General features: G+C 69.9%; 23 protein-coding genes. 14 read left to right on the forward strand and 9 right to left on the reverse strand.

The genetic code is table 11. The features are described from left to right. The first annotated feature begins 154 nt into the window (after positions 1–154). The 6 genes from ACGFNK_RS42005 (at position 155) to ACGFNK_RS42030 (ending at position 5599) form a co-directional block, all read left to right on the forward strand. The gene (locus ACGFNK_RS42005) at positions 155–922 is read left to right on the forward strand and encodes a HipA family kinase (protein ID WP_393425489.1); all 768 of its coding nucleotides are present in this window, start codon (positions 155–157) and stop codon (positions 920–922) included. Next, on the forward strand, positions 919–1311 hold the full coding sequence (locus ACGFNK_RS42010; protein ID WP_393425492.1) for a DUF3037 domain-containing protein: 393 nt from the start codon (positions 919–921) through the stop codon (positions 1309–1311). The genes ACGFNK_RS42005 and ACGFNK_RS42010 overlap by 4 nt, the downstream gene beginning before the upstream one ends. Before the next feature lie 142 nt (positions 1312–1453). Then, positions 1454–2215 carry a 3-oxoacyl-ACP reductase FabG gene (gene fabG, locus ACGFNK_RS42015; RefSeq protein WP_393425495.1) on the forward strand — a complete coding sequence of 254 codons (762 nt, stop codon included), beginning with the start codon at positions 1454–1456 and terminating at the stop codon, positions 2213–2215. Between the two features lie 17 nt (positions 2216–2232). After that, positions 2233–2991, forward strand: a complete 759-nt coding sequence (locus tag ACGFNK_RS42020; protein ID WP_386357150.1) for an SDR family oxidoreductase — start codon at positions 2233–2235, stop codon at positions 2989–2991. Positions 2992–3193: 202 nt separating this feature from the next. Then, complete coding sequence (locus tag ACGFNK_RS42025; protein ID WP_393425497.1) at positions 3194–4774, forward strand: ABC transporter substrate-binding protein; 1581 nt, start codon at positions 3194–3196, stop codon at positions 4772–4774. Between the two features lie 141 nt (positions 4775–4915). Next, positions 4916–5599: a uracil-DNA glycosylase gene (locus ACGFNK_RS42030; protein WP_393425500.1), complete on the forward strand. Its 684-nt coding sequence runs from the start codon at positions 4916–4918 to the stop codon at positions 5597–5599. 604 nt (positions 5600–6203) lie between these two features. On the opposite strand, the gene ACGFNK_RS42035 is transcribed toward ACGFNK_RS42030, so the two are convergent. Further along, a complete protein-coding gene (locus ACGFNK_RS42035) occupies positions 6204–6716 on the reverse strand; it encodes a DinB family protein (RefSeq protein ID WP_393425503.1) in 513 nt (170 codons plus the stop codon). Between the two features lie 535 nt (positions 6717–7251). Here ACGFNK_RS42035 and ACGFNK_RS42040 point away from each other — a divergent pair. After that, positions 7252–8157, forward strand: coding sequence for a Gfo/Idh/MocA family protein (locus tag ACGFNK_RS42040; RefSeq protein ID WP_386343511.1), 906 nt, complete (start codon positions 7252–7254; stop codon positions 8155–8157). Here ACGFNK_RS42040 and lnt read toward each other — a convergent pair. After that, positions 8081–9667 carry an apolipoprotein N-acyltransferase gene (gene lnt / locus ACGFNK_RS42045; RefSeq protein WP_393425506.1) on the reverse strand — a complete coding sequence of 529 codons (1587 nt, stop codon included), beginning with the start codon at positions 9665–9667 and terminating at the stop codon, positions 8081–8083. The two genes, ACGFNK_RS42040 and lnt, sit on opposite strands and share 77 nt — an antisense overlap. A gap of 96 nt (positions 9668–9763) precedes the next feature. Next, positions 9764–10249: a nuclear transport factor 2 family protein gene (locus ACGFNK_RS42050; protein WP_393425509.1), complete on the reverse strand. Its 486-nt coding sequence runs from the start codon at positions 10247–10249 to the stop codon at positions 9764–9766. A 169-nt stretch (positions 10250–10418) separates the two neighbouring features. Between ACGFNK_RS42050 and ACGFNK_RS42055 the strand changes: the two genes are divergently transcribed. Further along, positions 10419–11159, forward strand: coding sequence for an SDR family NAD(P)-dependent oxidoreductase (locus ACGFNK_RS42055; protein WP_393425512.1), 741 nt, complete (start codon positions 10419–10421; stop codon positions 11157–11159). A 153-nt stretch (positions 11160–11312) separates the two neighbouring features. On the opposite strand, the gene ACGFNK_RS42060 is transcribed toward ACGFNK_RS42055, so the two are convergent. Both ACGFNK_RS42060 and ACGFNK_RS42065 read right to left on the reverse strand, forming a co-directional pair. After that, positions 11313–11492 (reverse strand): hypothetical protein, encoded by a 180-nt coding sequence (locus ACGFNK_RS42060; RefSeq protein ID WP_393425515.1) that lies wholly within the window; start codon positions 11490–11492, stop codon positions 11313–11315. Between the two features lie 94 nt (positions 11493–11586). Then, on the reverse strand, positions 11587–12462 hold the full coding sequence (locus ACGFNK_RS42065; RefSeq protein ID WP_393425518.1) for an undecaprenyl-diphosphate phosphatase: 876 nt from the start codon (positions 12460–12462) through the stop codon (positions 11587–11589). Positions 12463–12802: 340 nt separating this feature from the next. Between ACGFNK_RS42065 and ACGFNK_RS42070 the strand changes: the two genes are divergently transcribed. Genes ACGFNK_RS42070 through ACGFNK_RS42080 form a run of 3 tightly spaced genes read left to right on the forward strand, consistent with a single transcriptional unit; the run spans position 12803 to position 15656 of the window. Continuing rightward, positions 12803–14008, forward strand: coding sequence for a Gfo/Idh/MocA family protein (locus ACGFNK_RS42070; RefSeq protein WP_393425521.1), 1206 nt, complete (start codon positions 12803–12805; stop codon positions 14006–14008). After that, positions 14005–14940 (forward strand): PmoA family protein, encoded by a 936-nt coding sequence (locus ACGFNK_RS42075; RefSeq protein ID WP_393425524.1) that lies wholly within the window; start codon positions 14005–14007, stop codon positions 14938–14940. The genes ACGFNK_RS42070 and ACGFNK_RS42075 overlap by 4 nt, the downstream gene beginning before the upstream one ends. After that, complete coding sequence (locus ACGFNK_RS42080; protein WP_386343498.1) at positions 14934–15656, forward strand: cupin domain-containing protein; 723 nt, start codon at positions 14934–14936, stop codon at positions 15654–15656. Before ACGFNK_RS42075 ends, ACGFNK_RS42080 begins: the two co-directional genes overlap by 7 nt. Positions 15657–15674: 18 nt before the next feature. Here the strand turns inward: ACGFNK_RS42080 and ACGFNK_RS42085 are convergent, their stop codons facing one another. Both ACGFNK_RS42085 and ACGFNK_RS42090 read right to left on the reverse strand, forming a co-directional pair. After that, on the reverse strand, positions 15675–16151 hold the full coding sequence (locus ACGFNK_RS42085; RefSeq protein WP_393425528.1) for a winged helix-turn-helix transcriptional regulator: 477 nt from the start codon (positions 16149–16151) through the stop codon (positions 15675–15677). Between the two features lie 42 nt (positions 16152–16193). Continuing rightward, positions 16194–16988, reverse strand: coding sequence for a TVP38/TMEM64 family protein (locus tag ACGFNK_RS42090; protein WP_393425531.1), 795 nt, complete (start codon positions 16986–16988; stop codon positions 16194–16196). Positions 16989–17037: 49 nt separating this feature from the next. On the opposite strand from ACGFNK_RS42090, the gene ACGFNK_RS42095 reads away from it, so the two are divergent. The 3 genes from ACGFNK_RS42095 to ACGFNK_RS42105 all read left to right on the forward strand — a co-directional run bounded on the left by ACGFNK_RS42095 (position 17038) and on the right by ACGFNK_RS42105 (position 20602). Further along, positions 17038–17766, forward strand: a complete 729-nt coding sequence (locus ACGFNK_RS42095) for a DNA alkylation repair protein (protein WP_393425534.1) — start codon at positions 17038–17040, stop codon at positions 17764–17766. A gap of 318 nt (positions 17767–18084) precedes the next feature. Continuing rightward, positions 18085–19266 carry an elongation factor Tu gene (gene tuf, locus ACGFNK_RS42100; RefSeq protein ID WP_393425537.1) on the forward strand — a complete coding sequence of 394 codons (1182 nt, stop codon included), beginning with the start codon at positions 18085–18087 and terminating at the stop codon, positions 19264–19266. Between the two features lie 484 nt (positions 19267–19750). After that, positions 19751–20602: a spermidine synthase gene (locus ACGFNK_RS42105; protein ID WP_393425540.1), complete on the forward strand. Its 852-nt coding sequence runs from the start codon at positions 19751–19753 to the stop codon at positions 20600–20602. A 20-nt stretch (positions 20603–20622) separates the two neighbouring features. Here ACGFNK_RS42105 and ACGFNK_RS42110 read toward each other — a convergent pair whose 3' ends face one another. Both ACGFNK_RS42110 and ACGFNK_RS42115 read right to left on the reverse strand, forming a co-directional pair. Further along, a complete protein-coding gene (locus ACGFNK_RS42110; protein WP_393425543.1) occupies positions 20623–21930 on the reverse strand; it encodes an MFS transporter in 1308 nt (435 codons plus the stop codon). 99 nt (positions 21931–22029) lie between these two features. Next, on the reverse strand, positions 22030–23073 hold the full coding sequence (locus ACGFNK_RS42115; RefSeq protein WP_393425546.1) for a hypothetical protein: 1044 nt from the start codon (positions 23071–23073) through the stop codon (positions 22030–22032). Between the last annotated feature and the right edge of the window lie 22 nt (positions 23074–23095).

A 23095-nucleotide genomic window follows, 5' to 3' on the forward strand; every position in this document is an offset into this window, starting at 1 on the left:
CTTCTGGATGGCTGCAAGCGCACCCGGCTGCGGGCGGGACCTGTCCCCGTACACCCTCGACGACTACGCGCGGACCAAGCACGTGATGCACCACCACTGGCGCTGAGCGTCCCTCATCGACCGCGGAGCGTCAGCACCCCAGTAACCTGGGACGATGCTCAAGGAAGTCAGCGCGACCCGCTACATCACGCCTCTGCGTGAGGGCGGCTCGCTGCCGGGGCTCGTCGAGGCCGATGATCTCGGAACGTACGTCATGAAGTTCACCGGTGCCGGGCAGGGGCGGAAGACCCTCGTCGCGGAGGTCGTCTGCGGTGAACTCGCCCGTCGTCTGGGTCTGCGCGTGCCGGGACTGGTCACGATCGGGCTCGATCCGGTCATCGGACTCGGTGAACCGGACGAGGAGGTACAGGAGCTGCTCAAGTCGAGCGGTGGACAGAACCTCGGAATGGACTTTCTCTCCCGCGCGATCGGCTTCGACGCCCTCGCGCACCGGGTGAGCCCCGAGGAAGCCGGGAAGATCATCTGGTTCGACGCGCTGGTCAACAACGTGGACCGATCATGGCGTAACCCCAATTTGCTTGTGTGGCAAGGCGAACTGTGGCTCATCGACCACGGTGCCACGATGATCTGGCAGCACAACTGGCCCGGCGCACCCACCTCCGCGGCCCGGCCGTACGACGCCTCCGACCACGCGCTCGCGCCCTTCGGCCCCGAAATCGCTTCAGCGGCCGCTCAGTTGGCGCCGCTCGTCACCGAGGAGCTGCTCGCCGAGGTGACCGCCGAGATCCCCGAGGTCTGGCTGACGGACGAGCCGGGGTTCGACTCGGCTGACGCGCTCAGGCGCGCGTACGCGGAGCCGCTGCTGGCGCGCGCCGCCACGATTCACGAACGCATCGAGATCGGCGAGGTGGGGGAGAAGTGAGCGGGCGCGACGGCCGTGACGTCTACGAGTACGCGCTGCTGCGCGTGGTGCCGCGCGTCGAGCGGGGAGAGTACTTCAACGCGGGCGTGCTGGTCTACTGCCGCGCGAAGTCGTACGTGGCGGCGCGCACGCATCTCGACGAGGGCAAGCTGCGGGCGCTCGACCCGGCGGCGGACGTGTCGGGAGTGCGCGCCGCGCTGCGCGCCGTCGAGGGTGTCTGCGCCGGAGGTGCGGCGGCGGGGCAGGCCGCGCGCGACGACGCGGGCCGGCGCTTCCGCTGGCTGATCGCGCCCCGCTCGACCGTCGTCCAGCCGGGTCCCGTGCACACCGGTCTCACCGTGGATCCAGAGGCCGAGGTCGAGCGGCTTCTCGACCTGCTGGTGAGGTGATGGATCACATGTGCGTGGTGTTCCGTTGACACCGAGTGCCAGGGCTTCTAGCGTCACTTGCGCTGAGGGGTACTAAGCGGTCGCTCACCAGAGGGGCGAACCGTGTGAGCAGCAGGCTTTTCAAAGGCGAGGAGAAACAGCAATGTCCACCACTGAGCAGCGGGTCGCCGTAGTCACCGGTGCCGCGCGCGGTATCGGCGCCGCGACCGCCGTACGCCTGGCCGCCGAGGGGCGTGCCGTCGCGGTGATCGATCTCGACGAGGCCGCGTGCAAGGACACCGTGGAGAAGATCACCTCCGCCGGCGGCAAGGCGATCGCCGTCGGCTGCGACGTCTCCGACGAGGCCCAGGTCGAGGCCGCCGTGACGCGGATCGCCGAGGAGCTCGGTGCGCCGACCATCCTCGTGAACAACGCGGGCGTGCTCCGCGACAACCTCCTCTTCAAGATGAGCGCGTCCGACTGGGACACGGTCATGAGCGTGCACCTGCGCGGCGCCTTCCTGATGACGCGGGCCGTCCAGAAGTACATGGTGGACGCCAAGTTCGGCCGCGTCGTCAACCTCTCCTCCTCCTCGGCGCTCGGCAACCGCGGCCAGGCCAACTACTCCGCCGCCAAAGCCGGTCTGCAGGGCTTCACCAAGACGCTCGCGCACGAGCTCGGCAAGTTCGGGGTCACCGCGAACGCCGTCGCGCCCGGCTTCATCGTGACCGACATGACCGCCGCCACCGCCGAGCGCGTCGGCATGGGCTTCGAGGAGTTCCAGGCCGCGGCCGCCACTCAGATCCCCGTACAGCGTGTCGGCAGGCCGGACGACGTCGCGGGCGCGATCGCCTTCTTCACGGGCGACGACACCGGATTCGTCTCCGGACAGGTGCTGTACGTTGCCGGCGGACCGCTCAACTAGGGCCGGAGAAAAGAGACATGACCGCTGTGGAACTCTCGGGAAAGGTCGCGCTCATCACCGGCGCGAGCCGCGGTATCGGCTACGGCGTCGCCGAGGCGCTGGTCGCCCGCGGTGATCGGGTGTGCATCACCGGGCGCAACGAGGATGCGCTCAAGGAGGCCGTGGAGAAGCTCGGCGCCGACCGCGTCATCGGCGTCGCGGGCAAGGCCCACGATGAGGACCACCAGGCAGCTGCCGTCGCGCGCACCATGGAGGCGTTCGGCCGCGTCGACTTCCTGGTCAACAACGCGGGCACGAACCCGGTTTTCGGGCCGATCGCCGAGCTGGACCTCAATGTCGCGCGCAAGGTGTTCGAGACCAACGTCATCTCGGCCCTCGGGTTCGCCCAGCAGACGTGGAAGGCCTGGCAGAGGGAGAACGGCGGTGCGATCGTCAACATCTCCTCCGTGGCCGGCGTCTCGCCCTCGCCTTTCATCGCCGCGTACGGCATCAGCAAAGCGGCCATGATCAACCTGACTGTCCAGCTGGCGCACGAGTTCGCGCCCAAGGTGCGCGTCAACGCGATCGCCCCGGCCGTGGTCAAGACGCAGTTCGCCAAGGCTTTGTACGAGGGCCGCGAGGAGGAAGCTGCCGCGGCCTACCCGCTCGGCCGGCTCGGCATGCCGTCGGACATCGGGGGCACCGCCGCGTTCCTCACCTCGGAGCAGTCGGACTGGATCACCGGACAGACGCTCGTCGTCGACGGCGGGATCTTCCTCAACGCGGGGGTCGGCTGACGAAGGCGAAGGGCGCCCGGGTGGCCCGGCCGAAGCCGCCCGGGCGCCCACCGGTTAGGGTCGCGCACAGGAGTGACACCATTCTCACACCGTGCGGGCATACCCGCTGATCAAGCGCGCTGCCAGGGCGGCGCGCCAACTGGCCCGGCGCTGCGGTATCGTCTGGCCACCCTTGTGGTATGGCCGATCGAGGAGCGTGCGCGTGTTCAAGCGGGACAGGTACCTGCGTCAGCTGGGGGCGATCACGTCCATAGCCCTGGTCGCCGGATGCGGTGTCTTCTCCTCGGGTTCTTCCGACGACGGGAAGCCGATCGTCGTGGGGACGACCAGTCAGCCCAGCACCCTTGATCCGGCGGCCGCCTGGGACAGCTCCTGGGAGCTGTTCCGCAATGTCCACCAGACCCTGCTGAATTTCCCCGCCGGTGCGTCCAAGCCCGAGCCCGACGCCGCCGAGAGCTGCAAGTTCACCGACAGCTCCAGCTCGGTGTACAGCTGCAAGTTGCGCGAGGGTCTGACGTTCTCCGACGGACACAAGTTGGACTCGAAGGCCGTCAAGCACTCGATCGACCGGATCAAGAAGATCAACGTCAACGGTGGCCCCGCCGGTCTGCTGACCACCCTCGAGCGAGTTGAGGTCAAGGGCGACCTCGAGGTCGTCTTCCATCTGAACCAGCCCGACGCGACGTTCCCCTTCGTGCTCTCCACGCCCGCCATGGCGATCGTGGATCCCGAGCACTACCCCGCCGACAAGCTCCGCGAGGACGGCGACGTCACCGGCGCGGGGCCGTATCGCGTGGAGTCCTACGAGGACGGCAAGGAGGCCCAGCTCGTCAAGAACGACAGCTACAAGGGCATCGCGAAACTCAAGAACAACGCTGTCACCATCCGCTACTTCTCGGGGTCGTCCCAGGTGGTCGACGCTCTCAAGAAGAAGCAGATCGATGTCATCTACCGAGGTCTCGGTGCCACCGACGTCGTGGACATCCAGGAGAACGGCGACGACACGGGGCTCCAGCTCGTCGAGAACCCCACCACCGAGATCAGCTACCTGGTGTTCAACCCCAAGGACCCGTGGGCCAAGAAGCCCGCCGTCCGCAAGGCGATCGCCCAGGTCATCGATCGTCCGGCGCTCGTCCACAACATCTACAAGGACACCGTCGAGCCCCTGTACTCCATGATCCCCAAGGGCCTGGTCGGCCACACCACGGGCTTCTTCGACAACTTCGGCGAACCCAGCTCCGCCAAGGCGAAGCAGATCCTCGCGGATGACGGCATCACCGAGCGCGTCCCGATCACCCTCTGGTACACGACCGACCGCTACGGTTCGCAGACCAAGCCGGCCTTCGAGGAGCTGAAGCGGCAGCTGGAGGCCTCCAAGCTGTTCACCGTCAAGCTGAAGGGCCGCCCCTGGAAGACCTACGCGCCGGGCTACCAGAACGGCGAGTACCCGGTGTTCGGGCGCGGCTGGAACCCGGACTTCCCCGACGCCGACAACTTCATCGCGCCCTTCGTGGGCAAGCAGAACGCGCTCGGTACCCCGTACGAGACACCCGAGATCACGAACGAACTGATTCCCGCGTCCCGCCGCGAGAGCGACCGGGGCGCCGTGGGCGCCCAGTTCGAGAGGGCTCAGGCGATCCTCGTCGACGACGCGCGGCTGATTCCGCTGTGGCAGGGCAAGTCGTATGTGGCCGCGAACGAAGAAATCGCCGGTGCCGAGAACTCCATCGACCCGGCGACGATGATGGCGATGTGGGAGCTGTACTGGAAGACCAGCTGGTAGCTCCGCCCGCTCCGCCCTCGGGCCCGATTGTCAGTGGGCGCCTGTAGGTTCTGTGCTCTGAGGACGGGCCGCGCCCAGCGCGGCCGTCCTGGCCGTACGCACACTGCGGCCGTGAGTCAGCGCACAACGGAGGAAGTTCACGTGACCGACATCGCCATGCTGCCCGAGTCCTGGCGCGGCGTCCTGGGCGAAGAGCTGCAGAAGCCCTACTTCAAGGAGCTCACCGAGTTCGTCGAGGAGGAGCGCGGAAAGGGTCCCGTCCATCCTCCGCGCGAGCAGGTCTTCGCCGCGCTCGACGCGACGCCGTACGAGCGGGTGAAGGTACTGATCCTCGGCCAGGATCCGTACCACGGCGAGGGCCAGGGGCATGGTCTGTGCTTCTCCGTCCGGCCGGGTGTCAAGGTCCCGCCGTCGCTGCGCAACATCTACAAGGAGATGCACGAGGAGCTGGGCACCCCGATCCCGGACAACGGCTTTCTGATGCCGTGGGCCGAGCAGGGCGTTCTGCTGCTCAACGCGGTGCTTACGGTGCGTGGCGGCGAGGCCAACTCGCACAAGGGCAAGGGCTGGGAGAAGTTCACGGACGCGGTGATCCGGGCGGTGGCCGCGCGGCCCGACCCGGCGGTCTTCGTGCTGTGGGGTAACTACGCCCAGAAGAAGCTGCCCCTGATCGATGAGGAACGGCACGCCGTGGTGAAGGGCGCGCACCCCTCGCCCCTGTCCGCCAAGAAGTTCTTCGGCTCGCGCCCGTTCAACCAGATCAATGAGGCGGTCGCCCGGCAGGGCCACACCCCGGTCGACTGGCGGATCCCGAAGCTGGGCTGACCGGCTGACCGGCTGACCCCGGGGGCCGGGGCTCAACTCCCGTACGTTTCCTCGCAGATGGTCGCCTGTGGGCTGTCCGGCTGCCAGCCGCCGTACGTTCGGCCCAGGTCGCACACGCCCGGATTCGCCGGGCGCGGCCGGGGCGGGACGTGTGGGTCGCTGCGCCGCGCGGCAGGCCGTTCGCGGCTCTCGGGCTCAGCGGTCCTCGGCGGTTGCCTAGGGGTCCGGCGCGAGGCGGCCGTGGGAGGCGGTGGTCCTGTCGTCCGAGGTGTCGCCGCCGACGGGGAAGGGCGGCTGGGCGGGCCGACGCGTTCCAGGGCCTCGTGGGCCGGGGCCTGCACGAGGTGCGGGTCGGACCTGACCTCGGGCCGTTGTGCCGGCGGGCGGCTCGCAGGCGCCGGTACGCCGGGGGAGGGCGGGTGCTGGACGGTCACGCAGCCGGAGACGGCCGAGACGGCCACGGTGACCAGGAGCGTTGCGGTGGTCGTGGATCGGTGCACCCGCGCAACTCTGGTGTGTCCGGCCGGTCTTGGGGAGCCGCGAAGCGGAGGATGCCCCGCACGGGTGAACGGCTCGCGGGGGTGCCTCGGCCCGCACGGGTGCCTCAGTCGCCGATGGCCCCGTCGATGCGCTCACGGATCAGATCGGCGTGGCCGTTGTGGCGGGCGTACTCCTCGATCATGTGGGTGTAGATCCAGCGCAGGTTGAACCGCTGGCCGGTCCGCAGGTGCTTGCCCTCGGAGATGTCGTCGAGGCCGAAACGGGCCGCGTTGCGCCGGGCGCTCTCGATCTCGGCCTGCCAGGTGGCGTAGGCCTCCTCCCAGGTGTCCGTCTCGGAGAGGTGGAAGTCGCCGTCGCGGTCCTCCTCGGTGAAGTAGATCGGGCCGGCGTCCTCAGCTGCCAGTACCCTGCGGAACCAGCTTCGCTCCACCTCCGCCATGTGCCGCACCAGCCCCATCAGGGTCAGCTCGGACGGTTCCGCGGAGGCGGTCCTGAGCTGGGCATCGGTGAGGCCTTCGCACTTCCATGCGAGGGTCTGCCGGTGGTAGTCCAGCCAGCCCTCCAGCATCGTGCGCTCGTCGGCGGTGGTGGCGGGCTCACGGCGTTCAGTCGTCATGTGCGCATCCTCGCCCGCCCGTTGACGCAGCGCCAGGGGATTTCGCCGGGCCCCGCCCGGATCAGCCACCCAGCATCCCGGCCATCCGCTCCCGCAGCCCCTCCCGCACCTCGTCGAGCCGCTGCCCGCCTTCCACCGCGGCCGGGTCGCCCTGCTCGTCGACGCCGCCCACGCCATGCCGCCGACGCTGGGACAGGGCGGGAACCAGGCGATCGAGGACGCCGTCGTACTGGCCGACCGCAGCGACTCCGAAGGGCCCGACCTGGCCGCTTGCACGGCGGACCGCAAGCCGCGTACCACGGCCATCGGCCGCAAGGCCGTCGGCGTCGCCCGCCTCAACACGATGCGCAGCCGTCCGGGCATCGTCCTGCGCAATGCCACGGTCGCGGTGGTCTCCAAGGCCGGTCCGGGCCTCTTCCTGCGGAGTTTCGACTCCATCGCCGACTGGCGGCCACCACAGCCGCCGTATGCTTCGGACCGGGCACACACCCGTGAGACCCGCAAAGGCGCCCCTGCGGACCCTGAGGAGACCCCTGTGAAGGTCGGCTGCATCGGACTCGGTGACATCGCGCTGAAGGCGTATCTGCCGGTACTCACCACTCAGCCGGGCCTCGAACTGCATCTGCACACACAGACGCCCGCAACCCTCACCAGGGTCGCCGACAGCCTCCACATCCCGGCCGAGCGTCGCCACACCGACCTCTCGGACCTGCTGGCCCAGGACCTCGACGCGGCGTTCGTACACGCGCCCACCCTCGCGCATCCCGAGATCGTGGGACGACTGCTTCAGGCCGGCGTCGCGACGTATGTCGACAAGCCGATCGCGTACGAACTTGCCGACAGCGAGCGCCTGGTGCGGCTCGCGGAGGAGCGGAACACCAGCCTGGCCGTCGGCTTCAACCGGCGCTACGCACCCGGGTACGCCCAGTGCGCCGACCACCCGCGCGAGCTGATCCTGATGCAGAAGAACCGCGTCGGCCTGCCGGAGCATCCCCGCACGATGATCCTCGACGACTTCATCCATGTCGTGGACACGTTGCGGTTCCTGGTGCCAGGCCCGGTCGACGACGTGACCGTGCGGGCCCGGGTCGAGGCCGGGCTGCTGCACCACGTGGTGCTGGTGCTCGCGGGGGAGGGGTTCACAGCGCTCGGTGTGATGAACCGGCTGAGCGGTTCGAACGAGGAGATACTCGAGGTGTCGGGTCAGGACACCAAGCGGCAGGTCGTCAACCTCGCCGAGGTCATCGACCACAAGGGCCAGCCGACCGTGCGGCGGCGTGGTGACTGGGTGCCGGTGGCCCGGCAGCGCGGTATCGAGCAGGCCGTGCTCGCCTTCCTGGACGCCGTACGGGCGGGGAAGCTGCTCAGCGCCCGGGATGCGCTGGCGACCCATGAGCTGTGCGAGCGGGTGGTACGTGCGGTTCAGGAGCGGCCCGCCTGATCCGCAGCGACCGTATGCCCTGCGTGGCGCCGAGGGCCGCGAGGATCAGCAACGCCGCGTACACCGGCCACTCGCCGAAGCGTGCGTACGGCGTGACACCGCCGGCCAGCGGTACGTCGTACACCTCCCAGGCACTCGCGCTCGTGCCGAGCCAGTCGCCGACCCGCTCACCGCTCGGGCCGTAGACGGCGGAGGCGCCGGTGAGGGTCGAGTGCACCATCGGCCGGCCCGTCTCGGCGGCCCGCAGCGCCGCCAGCGAGGCGTGCTGCTCCGGCGCCCAGCTGTTCTGGAACGTCGAGGTCGACGACTGCGCCAGCAGCACGTCGGCGCCGTTCCGCGTGAGATTGCGGCTCATGTCGGGGAACGCCGACTCGAAGCACACCATCGGGCCCACCCGTATCCCGTCGCCGACGCTCATCACCACCTGCTCCGTGCCACGCCTGCGGTCCTCGCCCGCGGCCTTGCCGACGGAGGTGGCCCAGCCGAGAACGGAACGGAACGGAACGTACTCACCGAAGGGGACCAGCCGCATCTTGTCGTAGCGGTCGCCGGTCGGACCCTCGGGACCGACGACCACCGAGCTCTTGTAGATGCCGGGCCGGTCGGCGCGGCGCGCGTCCACGTTCACGATGATGTCGGCGCCCACCTCGCGGGAGAGCGCGGCGATCCGGTTCGCGAGGTCGGGCCGGTCGGAGAGGTCGAAGCCGACGCTGCTCTCGCCCCAGACGACGAGATCCACATCCTGCCCGGCCAGCTGCCGGGTGAGCGCCTCCTCACGCGCGAACCGCTTCTCGGCGCCGGCAACGCCGTTGATCGGTCCGGGCTGCACCAGGGCGATCCGCACCTGGCCGTCGGCGTCGGGGCGTGGCGACCACACCCAGGCGGCCGAGGTGGCAACGGCCGTCGCCACCAGTGCGGCGAGGGCCGGGAGGCGTGACCGGCGTATCGCGATGAGGACGGCCACCGCGACATTCATGGCAACGATCAGGAAGCTGAGCAGCCACACCCCGCCGACCGAGGCGAGCCGCAGCGCCGGCTCCACCTCCCACTGGCTCGAGCCGATCATGCCCCACGGCCCGCCCAAGCCCTCCCAGGAGCGCACGAGTTCGGCCATCAACCAGCCCGAGGGCAGCACGAACAGCGCGGCAACGACCTTGCCGGGGGAGGGCAATCCCCCCAGGAACCGGCGGACCAGCCAGCCCCAAGGGGCCCACAGAGCGCCAAGCAGGGCGGCTATGACAAACGTGAAGACATGCAGACTCGGCAGCAGCCAGTGGTGCACGGCCAGCATGAAACCGAACCCGCCCAGCCAGCCGTCGTACGCCGCCCGCCGCGCCGTCGGCGCCGAGCGCGCGAGCAGCATCCACGGCACCAGGGCGACATACGCGAACCACCACAGGGACGGCTGCGGGAAGCTCAGCATGGGCAGTGCCCCGGCGAATGCGGCAGCGGCGCCGCGCCACCGAGGGGACTCCAGGCGTCGGCGCCAGTCAGTGGCGGACAGTTGCATGCAGCGCCTCCCTCGGTCCCCCGACGCCCGGTGCGTACCTCTGTTGCCTACCTCCAGTGTGCGCGACGGTGACGATCTCCGTAAGGGCGTATCCGATCAGGTCGCTGCGGGCTGAGGACGGCTCTGCGGGGCCCGGCGCCACTTCTCGTTGACGACCACCGCGCGCAGCCGCCAGCCACCGTCCGTACGCAGCAGCGCGAAGTCGTAACGGCCGCCGCACACGAAGTCCGGCGCCGTGGATCCGCCGTCGTGACCGGCGAACCGCATCGGGTTCACATAGTCCGCCCGCACCTGGGCCGTGTCACCGATGTCATGCTCCAGCGGCCCGAACCGCACCTGGCGGTTGACGATCAGATGCTGCCGCATCGGGAACAGCTCCATCGTCTGCGCCAGCCACTCGGCGACCTGCCCGGCATCGCCCTCAATTCCGCCCGCGGACCGATAGTCCGCGCGCCCGTCCGAGGTGAACAGGCCCCGGTACGCCTCCCAGTCCCCGTCGTCGACCGCCACCGCGTACTCGGTGATCAGTCCGTCGACCGCGAGCCGGTCCATCACCGTCGCCAGTTCCACACGCTGCGTCATCGGCTCAGTGTTGGCCACGGGGCGGGCCGAGCCAAGGGGTGTGCCCCGATATTCACCGGCCGTGTGCCGTCCGTACGGTCGAACCGGTACGCACGGACCCCATGGACTGACGTACCGGCGGACCTGCGATGGTTGGCAGCACACACACATGGATCATGAGGGAGCCCGGATGTCTCGTCCCGTCACGGTCGTCACAGGCGGCAGCCGCGGAATCGGCGCCGCAACCTGCCTGCGGCTGGCGGCGGACGGACACGACCTGGTGGTGGGGTACGCGCACGACGACGCTGCTGCCGAGTACACCGCCACCGCCGTACGCGAGACGGGCGCGCGCTGCGTCACCGTACGCGTCGACGTCTCCGACGAGAGAGACGTAGAAGGGCTCTTCGACAGCGCGGCGGAGCGGCTGGGCCCGGTGACGGGCCTGGTGAACAACGCAGGGGTGACCGGCAGGCTCGGCCGCCTCATCGACACGAAGACCGCGGACCTGCGCCGCGTCATGGAGGTCAACCTCCTCGGCACGCTGCTCTGTTCACGCCGGGCTGCCCGGGACATGGTGCCCCGTGGCACCGGCGCCATCGTCAACGTCTCGTCGGGGGCGGCCACACTCGGCAGCCCCGGAGAGTACGTCCACTACGCGGCGACCAAGGCGGCGATCGACACCCTGACCATGGGCCTCTCGAAGGAACTGGGCCCGGACGGCATCCGAGTCAACGGGGTGGCGCCGGGCCTGGTGGACACCGACATGCACGCCGCAATGGGCGATCCGGACCGCCCGTCCCGCCTGATCCCGACGATTCCCCTCCGCCGAGCCGGCACCCCCGAGGAGATCGCCGCGGCCATTGCGTGGCTCCTGTCCCCGGAGGCGTCGTACGCGACAGGGACGGTGCTACGGGTGGCGGGGGGCCGCTGAACGCGGGCTGCGCCCGTTGAGCGGCGCAGCCGCATTCAGGGGCGCGGGGCTGTGACATATGCGGCTCCGCCGCGGGGCGCGACAAGCCACAACGGACCCGCAGCCGTAGAACTCCGCAACCCCCGGGCTTTCCGAACTGCGAAACCAGCGGAGCTAAGCCGCTTCGATGACCTCACCGCGAACCGCGGCGGCCCACTGCACCACCAGCAGCTCATACTCCGCCCGCTCCTGAGGTGACAAGGAGCCGCCCGAACGTATCCATAAGGCGCGGATCTGCTCATTCAGCGCGGCAGCGGACCGCACGGAACCAGGGGGCACGGAATTGGGGGACATGCGCACAAGCGTAGGCCCATGGGCTGACAGCCCGCTACCAAACGACTACCCAAGACGTATGCGGTTGGTCACGATGACAGTCGCCCGGCGGCTGTCATCCCGCAGACTCCGCCGCATGCGGGCTCAGGGCGCCCGTGCTGACCAGCACGATGATCACGATGCCGAGCAGGACGCGGTAGTAGACGAAGGGCATGAAGGACTTGGTCGAGATGAACTTCATGAACCAGGCGATGACCACGTAACCCACGAAGAAAGCAATGATCGTCGCGAAAATCGTCGGCCCCCACGACACATGCCCGCCCTCGCTGGCGTCCTTGAGCTCGAAGAGGCCGGAGGCGAGCACCGCCGGGATGGCGAGCAGGAAGGAGTAGCGGGCCGCGGCCTCGCGGCTGTAGCTCATGAGCAGGCCGCCGCTGATGGTGGCGCCGGAGCGGGAGACGCCGGGGATGAGGGCCATCGCCTGGCAGAGGCCGTAGACGAGGCCGTCCCTGACGGTCAGCTCCTGGAGCGACTTGCGCTCCTTCGGCACCCGGTGCTTGCCGCCGGCTTCCTCGCGTGCGGCGAGACGGTCCGCGACGCCGAGGATGATGCCCATCACGATCAGTGTTGTCGCGGTGATCCGCAGATCGCGGAACGGTCCCTCGATCTGGTCCTTGAACGTGACGCCCAGCACGCCGATCGGAATCGAGCCGATGATCACCAGCCAGCCCATCCGCGCGTCGTGATCCCCTCGCATCGTCTTGTCGACCAGTGAGCGGGACCACGCCGAGATGATCCGCGCGATGTCCTTGCGGAAGTAGATCAGCACCGCGGTCTCCGTGCCGATCTGGGTGATCGCGGTGAAAGCCGCCCCCGGGTCGTCCCAGCTCGCGAACGCCGCGGTCAGCCGCAGATGTGCGCTGGAGGAGATGGGCAGGAACTCGGTCAGCCCCTGGACGAGTCCGAGGATGAGGGATTCAAACCAAGACATGAAGTTACGTGATCCAAGTGCCGAGGGCGGGTGCGGAGCGAATAAGCGGACGTACGCGCCGTGTTGCCGTATGAGGTGATCAGACGCGACCGGGGCAGCGTAGCGTCCCGCGGCGGAAGGGCGGGCGGCCGGGCCCTGCCCAGCGCGCACCGGCGCACGCCCCGCGCGGGTGCACAGCGGTGCACGCTCTGCAACGCTGGACAGGGTGTTGACCCGCCCCGACCTCGGCGCTTACGTTTCCGCGAGGAGTGAAAGCGCTTGCTGCAATCGGTGGCCAACCGGGGTCGGCGGGCGTCCGCCAGAGCCGAACGTCACGTCCGATGGAGTGCTGATCACGTAGATGCGTACCCCCCGCGACGCAACCCCCAGCAAGACGATCCCGCACCAGACCTCGTCCGAGAAGCGCCCCGCGGCCCCGTTCGACGGCCGCCGCATCAAGGCCGCGATCGTCGGCACCGGAGCCATCGCCGGCAGTCACCTGCCCGCCCTCGCCGCCCTCGCCGCCGAGGGCGAGGTGGAGATCGTCGCGGCGGTCGACATCGACGCCGAAGCGGTCAAGCGTTTCTGCACGGAGGGCGGCGTCCCACACGCGTACACCGATCTCGACCGGATGCTGGCCGAACAGCGCCCGGACCTCGTCTCCGTGTGCACCCCGCCGACCCTGCACCGTGCGCAGACCGTCGCCGCGCTGCGGGCCGGTGCCTGGGTGTGGTGCGAGAAGCCGCCCGTGCCGTCGCTCGCCGACTTCGACGCCGTGGAGGCCGAGGAAGGGGTCGACGGCGGCCCGTACGCCTCGATCGTCTTCCAGCACCGCTTCGGCTCCGGCGCGAGACACGTACGACGCCTGATCGCCGAAGAGGCGATGGGGCGGCCCCTCGTGGCGCACTGCCAGACCACCTGGTACCGCAACGCCGCCTACTACGCGGTGCCCTGGCGCGGAAAGTGGCAGACCGAAGGCGGCGGGCCCGCCATGGGGCACGGCATCCACCAGATGGATCTGCTGCTCGACCTGCTCGGCCCGTGGACCGAGGTACGGGCCATGGCCGGACGCCTGGTGCACGATGTGCAGACGGAGGATGTCTCGACCGCGCTCGTACGCTTCGAGAGCGGTGCTCTCGCGACTGTGGTCAACAGCGTGCTCAGCCCGGACGAGGTCAGTCGCATCCGCATCGACTGCGAGCGGGCGACGGTAGAACTCACCCACCTCTACGGCCACAGCAACGACAACTGGCGCGTCATCCCGGTGCCGGACGCACCGGCCGAGGACGTGGCCGCCTGGCAGAACTTCGGCGCGGACGTGCCCAGTTCACACCTGGCCCAGCTGCGGGAGCTGGTCGCGAGCATGCGCGCGGGCGAGCGTCCGCGCAGCAGCGGCGCCGACGGTCGCACCAGCCTGGAGCTGATCACCGCGCTCTACAAGTCGGCGTTCACGGACACGACCGTTCGGGCCGGCGAGATCGGCCCCGGCGACCCCTACTACACCGCCCTGCACGGCGGCGCCCCCGGCTGGGCACCGGCGACGCACGAGAAGGAGGTACCGGCATGACCGCACAGGACGGACTGCGCATCGTCCATGCCCACGGCGACCGCATAACGATCACCGAACCCACCACCGGCGTCGAGCTGTTCAGCTATGTGTACGGCCCCGAGGCGGCCTGGGAGGCCCCGAAGCCGTACGTGCATCCGCTCAGGACCCTGGCGGGCAACGTTGTCACCGACTACCGGCCCAACGACCACCGCTGGCACAAGGGCCTCCAGATGACCGCCTCGCATCTGTCGGGGGCGAACCTGTGGGGCGGCAACTCGTACGTGCACGGGCAGGGGTATCTCGAACTCCCGGAGCGCGTCGGGTCGATGGCGCACGCCAAGTTTGACGCCGTCGGCTCGGACAGTGGCCGTTTTGTCATCGCCGAGCGGCTCACCTGGCATCCGTACGACGGCACGCTCTGGGCGGACGAAGAGCGCCGTATCGAGGTGCATGACGTGGACCCGTCGTCCGGGTCCTGGGCGCTGACCTGGACGACCGCTGTCACCAACCGGCGGGACGAGCCCCTGCGGTTCGGCAGTCCCACGACGGCCGGGCGGGAGATGGCCGGTTACACGGGCCTCTTCTGGCGCGGCCCTCGCGCCTTCCGGGACGGGCGCATCATCGGGCCCGACAGCGAAGGGCCCGAGATGATGGGGCAGCAGGCGCCCTGGCTCGCGTACTCCGGCGAGCACGACGTCACCGACGGGCATGCGACCCTCGTCTTCGCGCACGCCCCGGAGAACGATCACACCGGCGCGGGCGGCGCCCACCCGGCCCACTGGTTCGTCCGCAACGAGCCGTTCGCGGCCGTCGCCCCGTCCTTCGCCTTCTTCGACGAACTGGAGCTCGCGCCCGGCGACACCCTCACCCGCCGCTACCGCGTCGTCGTCGCCGACGGCGCCTGGGAGCGCGAGGAGATCGCCAAGTACCTGGAGGAGCACCCGTGGTGAGCGCCGCCCCCGGCTTCGCCGGACTTCCCGGAGCCGTCGCCGTCTCGCATCTGTCCGTCTACGACTGGCCCGCCGCGGACGGGGTGTGCGGCGGCACTCCCCATCTGCACCTGACCTGTTCGGAGGCGTACGTCGTCACCGGCGGGCGGGGCGCGGTGCAGACCCTGACGACGTCCGGATACGAGGTGACGCCCCTCGCACCCGGCACGGTCGCCTGGTTCACGCCCGGCACCATCCACCGGCTCGTCAACGAGGACGACCTGCGCATCACCGTCCTCATGCAGAACAACGGCCTGCCGGAGGCGGGCGACGCGGTGCTCACGCTGCCCCCGAAGTACCTGACCGACCCGGAGACCTACGCCGCCGCCACCGTCATCCCGGCGGACGCACCCGAGGAGGAGCGGGAGCGCATCGCCCGCGCCCGGCGTGACCTCGCCCTCGAGGGCTACCGGGCGCTGCGTGACGCGGACGGGCCCGAGGCGCTGGCCGCGTTCCACAGGGCCGCCGCCGCGCTCGTACGGCCCCGGCTCACCGAGTGGCGCGAGCGATGGGAACGTGGGGCGCAGGCGGCTGCCGCGGCCACGGGGGATCAGCTCGACCGGTTGGAGAAGGGTGACGTGTCCCACCTCGCCGACGCCGCCGTACGCGCCGAGCAGCCGTCGGCGTACGGCAGGTTCGGGATGTGCGGGCGGCTCGACGTGTATCAGGGAACGTAAAGGAACGTAAGCGCGGCTCTATGCCACCGCGGGCCCCGTCACCGTCCATCCCGGGGCCTGCGGGTGGGGCGCCAGGTCGTCGTGCCGGACCTCCTCGCCACACTCCGAGCAGACGACGACCGGCACCAGTTCGTGGCCGCCCACGGATCCGTTGTCACCGACGTGTTCGAGCACCATGGGGCGATCGCCGTCGTTGAGATGGCGGTCGCCCCATGCCATGAGCGTCAGGAGCACCGGCTCCAGCTCCAGGCCGGCCTGCGTGGGCCGGTACTCGAAGCGCCGCGGCTTCTCGCTGTACTCGACCTTTTCCAGAATCCCGGCGCCGACCAGCCGCTTGAGGCGGGTCGTGAGTACGTCGCGTGGAGCGCCGATGTTGCGCACCAACTGGTCGAACCGCGTGGCGCCCAGGGACACCTCGCGCAGGACGAGCAGGGAGTACTTCTCGCCGACGAGAGCGAGGGTGTCGGCGATCGAGCAGGGGCGGGCGTCCTTCATACGGCCAGTGTAGGGGTGGGTTGGTTTGTCCAACCCACTGAGTCATGGCCTCTTCGAGGTGAAATGGTGGCGTTTACGCCAGGCGATGGCCGCTCCCACCAGGGCCGGGAGGGCGATGCAGGCCATGGCGATCAGGAAGGCGGGGGACGTCGGCGTCGAGGCGCGGGCGCCGGCGACGACGTATGCCGCGGTGTTCGGGATCGAGCCGAGCGCCGTGGCGAGGAGGAAGGGAAGGTAGCCCATACGGGAGAAGGACGCGCAGTAGTTCGCCGCCCAGAACGGCACTCCGGGGAACAGCCGCGCGGCCATCATCGAGCGGAAGCCGTGTCGGCTGAGCTGGCCGTCGGCGAGCTTCAGCCAGCGTCCGCGCAGCAGGGGCCGTAGCGCGTCCTGTCCGAGGATCCGGCCGAGTCCGAATGCGATCCCTGCCCCGAGTACCGTGCCGGTGAGCGCGGCACCGAGCCCCAGCTGCGAGCCGAAGAGGGCGCCCGCCGCGAGATTGAGGAGCGGCCGGGGCACGAAGGCGACCGTGCACAGCCCGTACGCCACCGCGAACACCACGGCCGCCGCGGCACCGTTCAGCTGTGGGGGCCAGCCGTCGGCGAGCAGCTTCTGCGGCTGGAAGAGCAGCACGGTCGCGGCGGCGGCCATGAGGAGCGTCACGAGCAGGGCCAGCCGGGACCAGGGCGAGAGCAGCGCTCTCGTGCAGCGCGCGGCAAGACCCGTCGGCGTGGCGGCGAACTCGGGGGCGGCGAACTCGGCGGAGCCGAGCTCCGTGGCGGCGGCCGGGGGAGCGGCCGTGGCGGTGCCCCCAGAGCGGGTGGTGGCATCGAGCATTCGGCGACACTAACTGACCCATGTGTGTGATCGCCGTATGGTTCGTCTCATGGGTGTCACAGCCACGGGAACGTCAGATGGCCGTTCGGAGCCGCCCCGCAGCGCCGTCGCGGACACTCTGCTGGAGCGGCTCACATCCACATACGCGGCGGCGGCCGATCCCGACCGGGCCGAGTCGATGCGCGCGTACATGAAGGACATCGCGCCCTTCCTCGGCCTGACCACGCCGGATCGCCGCGCGCTCTCACGCACCGTGCTGGCAGGCACGCCACGCCCCGACGAGGCGGACTGCACGGCGGTGGCGCTGCGCTGCTGGCGTTTGCCGCAACGCGAGTACCACTACTTCGCAGTCGACTACCTGCGCCGCCATGTGACGCGTCTCTCGTCCGGCTTCCTGCCGGTGGCACGCCATCTCGTCTCCACGGTCTCCTGGTGGGACACCGTCGACCTGCTCGCCTGCCATGTGGTGGGAGGCCTGGTGGCCGCCGACCCGAAGCTGCGGGCCGACATGGACGCGTGGATCGAGGACGACGACCTGTGGATCGCCCGCACGGCCCTCCTCCACCAGCTCGGCTACAAGGACGCCACCGACACCGAACGCCTCTTCGCGTACTGCGTCCGCCAGTCCGGTCACCCCGACTTCTTCATCCGCAAGGCGATCGGCTGGTGCCTGCGCGAGTACGCCAAGACGGACCCGGAGGCGGTACGCGCGTTCGTGGCCCGGGAACGGCTCTCACCACTCTCTGCGCGTGAGGCGCTCAAGAACATCGGCCCCTGACGGACCAGCAGAACCACTGGTGAGCCCCAGGTTCACGCCCGCCTCCCGGCCGCCGAAATTCATTCGACGTCGGCTGATACGTCGGCAATGATCTCCCCATGTTCCGGCACGCCTTCCTCCTCGCAGCATCCGCACTCGCGGATGCCCCGAAGGCTGCCGTCCTGACCACAGTGGCCGCCGTCGACGGCGCCCGAAGCTGACCCTCTCCGGATCGTCCGGCGGACCCCGCAGGGGGAGGGTCGGCAAGTTCCTTGGGGTCCCCGTCCCGCATCGCCGGGACCATCACTCGGTTCCACTGAGAGGCTTCGAGGTACCGCCATGTCCAAAACGGCTTACGTCCGCACGAAACCGCATCTGAACATCGGCACGATGGGCCATGTCGACCACGGCAAGACCACCCTGACCGCCGCCATCACCAAAGTCCTCGCCGAGCGCGGCTCCGGCACCTTCATTCCGTTCGACCGGATCGACCGGGCGCCGGAGGAGGCCGCGCGCGGCATCACCATCAACATCGCGCACGTCGAGTACGAGACCGACACCCGGCACTACGCGCACGTCGACATGCCGGGCCACGCCGACTACGTCAAGAACATGGTCACCGGGGCCGCGCAACTCGACGGCGCGATCCTCGTCGTCTCCGCGCTCGACGGGATCATGCCGCAGACCGCCGAACACGTGCTGCTCGCCCGGCAGGTGGGCGTCAACCACATCGTCGTCGCCCTCAACAAGGCCGACGCCGTCGCCGACGGCGAGGACGCTGTGCTCACCGACCTCGTCGAACTGGAGGTCCGCGAGCTGCTCTCCGCGCACGGCTACGGCGGCGACTCCGTACCGGTCGTACGGGTCTCCGGGCTCAAGGCCCTTGAGGGGGACCCGCGTTGGACCGCGGCGATCGACGCGCTGCTGGACGCCGTGGACACATACGTGCCGATGCCCGAGCGGTATCTCGACGCGCCGTTCCTGCTGCCCGTCGAGAACGTGCTCACCATCACCGGACGCGGCACGGTCGTGACGGGCGCGGTCGAGCGCGGCACGATTCGCGTGGGCGACCGTGTCGAAGTGCTCGGTGCTGCCGTGGACACCGTCGTCACCGGCCTGGAGACCTTCGGCAAGCCGATGGAGGAGGCGCAGGCAGGGGACAACGTGGCGTTGCTGCTGCGCGGTGTCGGACGCGACGCGGTGCGCCGCGGCCATGTCGTCGCTGCGCCCGGCAGCGTCGTACCCAGTCGCCATTTCTCGGCACAGGTGTACGTCCTGTCGACGCGCGAGGGCGGCCGTACGACGCCGGTGTCCACCGGGTACCGGCCGCAGTTCTACATCCGCACCGCGGATGTGGTCGGTGACGTCGACCTCGGCGAGCAGGCTGTTGCCCGGCCCGGCGAGACCGTCACCATGACGGTCTCGTTGGGCCGCGACGTCCCGCTGGAGCCGGGCCTCGGCTTCGCGATCCGCGAAGGTGGCCGGACGGTCGGAGCGGGCACGGTGACGTCGGTCGGCTGACCGTGCGGGTGGGCTGGGGCAGGGTTTTCCTTTCCCCAAGCCCACCCCTTCCCGAAACTGGGGGCTGCCGCCCCCAGGCCCCCCGCCAGGGGGTGGGGGTGACAGTCGTGTCGCGGCTGCGGGTGCGTCGTGGCTTGTCGCGCAGTTCCCCGCGCCCCTAAAAGCAAAAGCCTGCGACTCCCCGCGCCCCGAGCAAGCCAGTACCCCCGACTACCCGCACCCTCCCACCGGCGGGAGGGGACGTGGGTCGGTGCGTCGTATGCCCGTCGCGTAGGTTCTGTCTCAGGTCACCCGCGCCCTGTGGAAGCCGGAGGGCCGTATGCCCACCCTGCTACGGGCTGACGCACCGGCGCACGGCCCCGCACCCACCACCCACCCCAGGGGCGCGGGGCTATGACATCAGCGGCTCCGCCGCGGGGCGCGACCAGCCACAACGCACCCGCACCCGACAACGAACCCACCCGCCCAACCGCCGGAGGCAACCGTGGACGAACGGATACCTGTGACCCGCCCCGTGGCCCACGGAACCGCCAAGCTGCTCCCGGACATCGACCGGAAGGGCGCCTGGCTGCTGACGGTGAACGACGCCCCGCAGTCGTACGTCGACCTCGACGCACCAACGCACCTGGAGTTCGAGTACGCCCGACGGCTCGGGCACGTCCTCGACACCCTCGCGGAGCCCGGGCGCCCGCTCGACGTACTGCACCTCGGCGGCGGCGCACTGACCATGCCCCGGTATCTCGCGGCGACCCGGCCCGGCTCCCGCCAGGACGTCGTCGAGGCCGACCGAGGGCTGATCGACCTGATCAACGAGCACGTCCCCGTCCCCGACGATGCCGGCGTCAGACTGCACGCCGCAGACGCCCGCGCCTGGCTGCAAAGCGAAAGCGCCGCCGCCGACTCCGTCGACGTACTGATCGCCGACGTCTTCGGCGGCTCCCGCGTGCCGGCGCACCTGACATCGGTGGCGTACGCCCGAGAGGCCGAGCGGGTCCTGCGCGGCGACGGGGTCTATCTGGCGAACCTCGCCGACACCGCGCCCTTCGCCTTCCTGCGCTCCCAACTCGCCACGTTCTCCACGGTGTTCGAGGAACTGGCGTTGATCGCCGAGCCGGGCGTGCTGCGCGGTCGCCGGTTCGGCAACGCGATCCTCGTCGCCGCCCAACACCCCGTCGACACGGCCACCCTGGCCCGCCGTACCGCCTCCGACGCATTCCCGGCCCGTATCGAACACGGGGCCGCGCTGCGCGACTTCATGGGGGACGCCCAGCCCGTACGGGACGAGAACGCGGTGCCGTCGCCCGAACCACCGGACGGCGCGTTCAGCATCGGCTGACGCAGCCTCCACCGCGCCCTTCATGAGCTCTCGGCCGGGCCCTTCCAGCCCGCCGGCTCACTCGTCGTCGGCACTCCCACGACCACTTCCTTCGTACGGCGCGTCATGTTCCGCACGTCGGACACGCACAACACTGCCGCCGTCACCACGACCACCAGCACGGTGCACCCCCACAGGGCCGCCGTACGCCCGAAGGCCTCCTCCGCCGGGCCCGCGAGGGCCGTGGCCAGGGGGACCATCGAGACGGAGCCGAACCAGTCGTACGCCGAGACGCGGGAGAGCCGGTCCTCGGGGATCTCCTGGTGCAGCGCGGTCATCCAGGAAACCCCGAAGACCTCGAGGGCCACACCGCTCACGAACATCACCGCACAGAGCCCGGCCACCGACAGGGGCACCGCGAGCGCGGCCGACGGCGCGGCCAGCGGGAAGACGCAGAGGGTGCCCGCGAGGAGCATGCGGCGTGGTTTCCAGCGCATCATCAGGATCGCGCCGCCGACATTCCCGGCGCCGAACGCGCCGAGAGCCAGCCCCCACGGCGCCGCCCCGCCGAGGCTGTCCCGGGCGACCAGTGGTCCGTACACCGACTCGGCGGCGGCGACCACGGCGACCACGACGGAGAACTGCGCGACGATCGACCACAGCCAGGGCCGGCCGACGACCTCGCGCCAGCCGTCCCGGAGATCGGCGAGCAGGCCCTCGCCCGGCTCGCGCGGCGGTACGTGGCTCACGTCGAGGAAGGCCCGGAGCGACCCGGCGACCGCGAACGCCACCGCGTCCACCGCGAGCACCCAGCCGGGGCCGATCGCCGCCACCATCGCCCCACCGACGGCCGCACCGCCGAGACCGGACCCCTGCGTCGCCAGCCGGAACAACGCGAAGGCGCGGCCGACCTGTTCGCCGCTGACGGAGGACATCAGCATGCCCTCGGCCGCGGGACCGAAGAACGCCTGGCCCGTGCCGCCGAGCGCGGTCAGGAGCATCATCTGCCAGAGTCGCGGCTCCCCGGCGAGCACGAGGACCGCGAAGGCCGCCTGCGAAAGGCAGTTGAGGGCGTTGGCCGCCACCATCACCCGATGCCGCGGCAGCCGGTCCGCGACCGCGCCGCCGATCAGCAGGAACAACACCAGCGGGAGCGTACGGGCCGCTGCCACCAGGCCCACGTCGCCGCCGTCACCGCCCGCGTCGAGCACCGCGAACGCCGCCGCGATCAGCGCGCCCTGGCTGCCGAGACTCGTCACGACCGAGGCGGCGGTCAGCAGCGTGTAGTTCCGGCCGGCCCAGTCGGGGCGGCGGCGCAGACGTCTCGGGGCGGCGGTGGGACTGGTCACTGGTGAACTATCGCTTCACCGCCCCGAGTTGCCAATCGCGTTTAGCGCCGAAATCCGGGAACCCCTACAAAGCCTGGCAAACCCAGCAAGCCCGGCACGTTACGAATCCGTGGGAGCGTCATCCGTGAGACGAACCGTCGTGAGGATCTTCTGAATCGTCGCCTCCGGAATCTCCTCGTCGACGCCCTTGGCGCCGTACAGATTCCAGGTCACGAAATCGCCCGCGCCGTTCTTGAACGCGAAGGTGATGGCCTTGCCGTCGGAGGTGCACTTTCCCTTCTGCGGAGTGTTCTGCGAATACGCCGTGGCGACGCTGCCCTCAAGGCCCGAAGCCGTCCTGAACGACTTCGGCTTGGTGAACTTGATGCTCTTCTTGTCGGGCTGCGTGAAGCCGCCGAAGATCCACCAGGGAACTCGCGTCTCGGCCGCCTGAGCCGTGCTCGTGGCGCCGTTCTCCCCACGCGTTCCCGCGGTGGCGAGTGCGGTGTCCTCCTCGCGGCCGTCCTTGTCGGAGTCGTCCGAGCACCACTTGGACTTGAGGTAGGCCGGGGCCGTGACGGTGGTCCGGTCCAGCTTGCCCTTCTCCTCCCATTCGAAGCCGACGCTGGTGCCCGCACTGTCGAGCTCCCAGTTGGCGGGCACGTCGAACTCGGTGCCGAACCGCGGGTTCACCACGACCTTCCAGCCGGGAATCGTCGGCTTCTCGCTCTCGGTGCCGCGCGGATTGTCCCCACCGCCCGATGCGGACGCGCTCGGCTTCTTCGACGCGGGGGCCGTAGTGGCCGGGCCCTTCTTGTCGGGGCCGTTCGCCGTGTCGTCCTTGTCGCCGCCCAGGACCAGAAATCCGGTGACGCCGGCCGCGACGACGACGGCGGCGGCCGCGACGATCGCGACGACCTTCGTCTTGTTGTTGCCACCGCCGCCCTGCGGCGGCTGGGGAGCGCCCAGCGGATCCACGGGCGTACCCCAGCCCGGCTGACCGGGCTGCTGTGCATAGGGGTTGGGCTGCTGCGGATATCCGGGCTGCTGATACGGATTCGGCTGCTGGTATCCCGGCTGCTGGTACCCCGGCTGCTGATACGGATTCTGATTCGGGTCCTGCGGGTTCTGCTCGCCCCCGGGCGGCTGCTGTCCTGGCCACATGGGCGCCCACCCTAGCGGCGTG

The sequence above is a fragment of the Streptomyces sp. NPDC048825 genome, assembly GCF_043198355.1.
GTDB classification, from domain to species: domain Bacteria; phylum Actinomycetota; class Actinomycetes; order Streptomycetales; family Streptomycetaceae; genus Streptomyces; species Streptomyces xiangluensis.

What these genes read in the sequence shown, in the direction of transcription:
- lnt (WP_393425506.1), bottom strand. Translation starts at nt 9,667, where the DNA reads ATGCAACTGTCCGCCACTGACTGGCGCCGACGCCTGGAGTCCCCTCGG.
- ACGFNK_RS42085 (WP_393425528.1), bottom strand. Translation starts at nt 16,151, where the DNA reads ATGAAGGACGCCCGCCCCTGCTCGATCGCCGACACCCTCGCTCTCGTC.
- ACGFNK_RS42070 (WP_393425521.1), top strand. Translation starts at nt 12,803, where the DNA reads ATGCGTACCCCCCGCGACGCAACCCCCAGCAAGACGATCCCGCACCAG.
- ACGFNK_RS42060 (WP_393425515.1), bottom strand. Translation starts at nt 11,492, where the DNA reads ATGTCCCCCAATTCCGTGCCCCCTGGTTCCGTGCGGTCCGCTGCCGCG.
- ACGFNK_RS42050 (WP_393425509.1), bottom strand. Translation starts at nt 10,249, where the DNA reads ATGACGCAGCGTGTGGAACTGGCGACGGTGATGGACCGGCTCGCGGTC.
- ACGFNK_RS42095 (WP_393425534.1), top strand. Translation starts at nt 17,038, where the DNA reads ATGGGTGTCACAGCCACGGGAACGTCAGATGGCCGTTCGGAGCCGCCC.
- ACGFNK_RS42020 (WP_386357150.1), top strand. Translation starts at nt 2,233, where the DNA reads ATGACCGCTGTGGAACTCTCGGGAAAGGTCGCGCTCATCACCGGCGCG.
- ACGFNK_RS42035 (WP_393425503.1), bottom strand. Translation starts at nt 6,716, where the DNA reads ATGACGACTGAACGCCGTGAGCCCGCCACCACCGCCGACGAGCGCACG.
- tuf (WP_393425537.1), top strand. Translation starts at nt 18,085, where the DNA reads ATGTCCAAAACGGCTTACGTCCGCACGAAACCGCATCTGAACATCGGC.
- fabG (WP_393425495.1), top strand. Translation starts at nt 1,454, where the DNA reads ATGTCCACCACTGAGCAGCGGGTCGCCGTAGTCACCGGTGCCGCGCGC.
- ACGFNK_RS42065 (WP_393425518.1), bottom strand. Translation starts at nt 12,462, where the DNA reads ATGTCTTGGTTTGAATCCCTCATCCTCGGACTCGTCCAGGGGCTGACC.
- ACGFNK_RS42075 (WP_393425524.1), top strand. Translation starts at nt 14,005, where the DNA reads ATGACCGCACAGGACGGACTGCGCATCGTCCATGCCCACGGCGACCGC.
- ACGFNK_RS42115 (WP_393425546.1), bottom strand. Translation starts at nt 23,073, where the DNA reads ATGTGGCCAGGACAGCAGCCGCCCGGGGGCGAGCAGAACCCGCAGGAC.
- ACGFNK_RS42090 (WP_393425531.1), bottom strand. Translation starts at nt 16,988, where the DNA reads ATGCTCGATGCCACCACCCGCTCTGGGGGCACCGCCACGGCCGCTCCC.
- ACGFNK_RS42005 (WP_393425489.1), top strand. Translation starts at nt 155, where the DNA reads ATGCTCAAGGAAGTCAGCGCGACCCGCTACATCACGCCTCTGCGTGAG.
- ACGFNK_RS42055 (WP_393425512.1), top strand. Translation starts at nt 10,419, where the DNA reads ATGTCTCGTCCCGTCACGGTCGTCACAGGCGGCAGCCGCGGAATCGGC.